The 3,053-nt window shown below is 55.5% G+C and carries 2 protein-coding genes and 2 pseudogenes; 3 read left to right on the top strand and 1 reads right to left on the bottom strand.

The window, feature by feature from the left end; genetic code table 11:
• The first annotated feature begins 482 nt into the window (after window positions 1-482).
• The 3 genes and pseudogenes from ACNPAA_RS20675 to ACNPAA_RS20665 all read left to right on the top strand — a co-directional run.
• Window positions 483-1,061 carry a hypothetical protein gene (locus tag ACNPAA_RS20675; protein ID WP_223924172.1) on the top strand — a complete coding sequence of 193 codons (579 nt, stop codon included), beginning with the start codon at window positions 483-485 and terminating at the stop codon, window positions 1,059-1,061.
• A 187-nt stretch (window positions 1,062-1,248) separates the two neighbouring features.
• Window positions 1,249-2,208, top strand: coding sequence for a hypothetical protein (locus ACNPAA_RS20670; protein WP_010673558.1), 960 nt, complete (start codon window positions 1,249-1,251; stop codon window positions 2,206-2,208).
• A 52-nt stretch (window positions 2,209-2,260) separates the two neighbouring features.
• Window positions 2,261-2,779, top strand: a pseudogene (locus ACNPAA_RS20665) (C39 family peptidase); the annotation flags it as partial.
• A gap of 157 nt (window positions 2,780-2,936) precedes the next feature.
• On the opposite strand, the pseudogene ACNPAA_RS20660 reads toward ACNPAA_RS20665, so the two are convergent.
• Window positions 2,937-3,053, bottom strand: a pseudogene (locus ACNPAA_RS20660) (IS5/IS1182 family transposase); the annotation flags it as partial.

Here is a 3,053-nt window from a genome sequence, read left to right as displayed (position 1 = left end):
TGGAGTGGGCAATGGTGTATTTATCCAAAAACGGCAAAAAGAGTAGGCAGAGAAAATCCAAGCAAAACAACACGTTAGACGGTATTATTAATTCGCTTGCCGCTTAAGGTTCTGTACATGTTTCTGTCATAGGGACAACTCCTTGTTATCACCACTGCACGAGGGAGTCTGACGCTGACGACTTATCCAGATAACTCCCTTTATCATCAAATGGCGCCATTTAATATGGCCAGACGATGATAACTATAAACCATCCCGCCTTTAGATTGATGGCACCACAATATTGAGACAGCCAAATTATCCGTGAGAAAAAATAAATCCATTGATAAATAAGCGCTTACTTCACGACATAATATGTCGCTCTCAACATTGAGACGTAAAAACAATTATATCAAATAAAAAACAACTAAAAATCATATGGTTGTAAATTGGCATGGTCGTTGCTCTCTCCAATAAGCCCTCCTGGCAGATGGAGACAGAACATGAAAATATATATTGCATTGGCAGCATTTCCTTTTCTGGCATTTGCCACCCCCTCAATGGCACAAAACCGGGTCGATCTCGGTGCTCAGGCATTGAGCAATATTCGTGGTTCCATGGGCGTCAATATGGTTGCCGGCAATAACAACCAACAAGGCAATCTTGCCGCCATCGCCATTTCGGGTCCGGCCGTCATTCAATTTGGTCAGCTGAATCAATCCACCACCAATCTGAACGGCAGCCAGAGCGTCGCCATCCTGGGCTCGGCCCTGAGCCAGAACCGGGGACTGGTCGGCATCAATCAGGGGGCGGGTGAGGGCAACCAGCAACTGAACGCCTTCGCCCTGTCCCTCGATGACAGCGGCCTGGGTGTCGTGACCGACATCAATCTCAGCTCCAGCGTCGCGAAGACCCCAGGGGGAAAGCCCCCCGCCAACACCACTACCAGCATCTATCTGGATGACACCGCCCTCACGGGCAGCAAGGGGGTCATTCAGGTGAACCAGGTCACGGGACAGGGAAACCAGTCAGTCAACATGGTTTCCCTGCCCCTGGCTGGCGCAGTAACGGCATCCCCATGATGCCGCAGGGATAGGAAGCCAGGCCCGGGGGTATCAGCCGATGGGCATATCTTCCGCTGAAAGTTCAATGGAGAGACTCATTATGCGTGGACTTATTTATAGCTCATTAGCCGCCGCGGTCATCATGGCCATGTCGGGCACTGCATCCGCCGATTACCGCGGTGACAGAGATGAGACAGGGGCAACCTTGACCAAGAAGGTCAAGGCAGAAGTCGATGTGGAATACGAAGGCAGGGTCAATGTCGGCGGCTACATCAACGTCAACAAACTCGGCATGGCCGTCGTGGATAACCAGCAGTCCAGTTCCATGATAGGCACCGCCAATACAAGAACGGAGAACACGAGCAAGATCGACGGCTCGTTCAAGGGTGCATCCGGTAACATCGGCGCCAACGTCGCAGCCGGTGACTCCAACGTACAGGGCAACAGCGCTTCCCTGGCCGCCTATGACGAGGTCGATGCCGAGTTCATCATGGGTCGTGGTCAACAACAACATGGCGCCCCTGGCGGATCGTCGGATGCCGAGGTCTTCTCCACCCAGAGCGCCAGCAACAACTGGACGACCAATCACGGCCATCAGAACAAGGCCGGTGTGGGCGATGGGGCCTTCAAGGATGCCGCAGGCAACATCGGGGTCAACGTGACCTCGGGCTCGGGTAACGTCCAGGCCAACAACATGGCAGCCTCCGTGTCCACCGGCAACATGGCCGTGGCCACCGTGGCCAACAGCCAGAGCGTCTCCAAGAACATGACCGAAAACCAAAGCCTGAGCGCAACCAAGACGGTTGACAAGGCAGGTGTGTTCCTCGGTCTCAAGGCTTGGGGCGATTACGAGGGGGGCGGTACCGGTCATGATGTCAAGAAAGGACATGGCCACGACAATGACAACGACAGGTACGGCAACAACAACCCGAAAGATGATGGCAAGTTCGAGTTCAAGGAAGAGGGTGACATCAAGCTCAGTGGGTACGCCGTCGGGTATATTCCCGTGGTCAACACCTACACCAGCCGCGAAACCTTCAACCGGGCAACCATCGATGGCGGCGCCTTCAACGGTGCCGTGGGCAACATCGGGGTGAACGTCTCCTCGGGGACCAACAACCTGCAAGCGAACAATCTCTCGCTGGCCGCAGGGTTTGCCAAGTAAGTCGATGCGAGGGGGCCCAGTGCCCCCTTTTTCCCTGACACTGGAGGTCTGAATGCGCTGGCTGTTGCTGTGCTGTCCTGCCGTCTGGGCAGGCTCGGTGCCACTGGGGGAGCATCTCCCGGCGTTGGGGGATCTCAACAAACCGGTGCAGAGCATTCTGGAGCGCCGGTACGCCAACATCGAGCGCCAACATACGGATTTCAGCTGCGGGGCCGCCGCCGTCGCCACCATCTTGCGCTACGCCTACGGCCATGCAACCAATGAACGCTGGGTCATGGATGGCATGCTTGCCATGGCAGACCCGGAGCAGGTCAAGCACTACGGCTTCTCCATGCTCGACATGAAGCAGTACCTGCAAATGCTCGGCATGCGGGTCAGAGGGTATCGACTGGGCGATGAAAAACTGCGCCAGGTGAGGGTGCCCACCATCGTCCTGCTCAACATTCGCGGCTATCAGCACTTTGCCGTGCTGCGGGCCATCGATCGCCACGATCGCGTCTATCTGGCAGACCCGGCCCTCGGCAACCGGGTGATCACGTTCAAGGAGTTCAAGGAGAGCTGGAACGGCATCCTCCTCGCCGTCATCGGCGCGGGCTATCGTCCCGATGCCCCCCTTGCCAAGCCCTCTCCCCCGCTCTCTGTCAGAGGCAAGGATGGGCTCTTCGCCCCGGTCAATGAAACATCCCTGCTGGAATTCGGTTTTCAGCACAAAGAGCTAGGCTGTGTTCTCAAAATGCTGGTTTTCTGTCCACACATAACTCGCGCAAGTAGCGAAGGCAGAAAGCCAGTTTGATAAAGGCTGCAAAACTCTTGGCTAGCTTTTCATATCTCGTTGAAAACCGGCG

The sequence above is a fragment of the Aeromonas sp. PS2Canimalfood6 genome, assembly GCF_048276795.1.
Classification (GTDB): Bacteria; Pseudomonadota; Gammaproteobacteria; order Enterobacterales; family Aeromonadaceae; genus Aeromonas; species Aeromonas caviae.
This window is presented reverse-complemented; position numbering and strand designations above follow the sequence as displayed.

Excerpts from the sequence above, each read along its gene's own strand:
- ACNPAA_RS20675 (WP_223924172.1), top strand. The coding sequence starts at position 483 with ATGAAAATATATATTGCATTGGCAGCATTTCCTTTTCTGGCATTTGCC.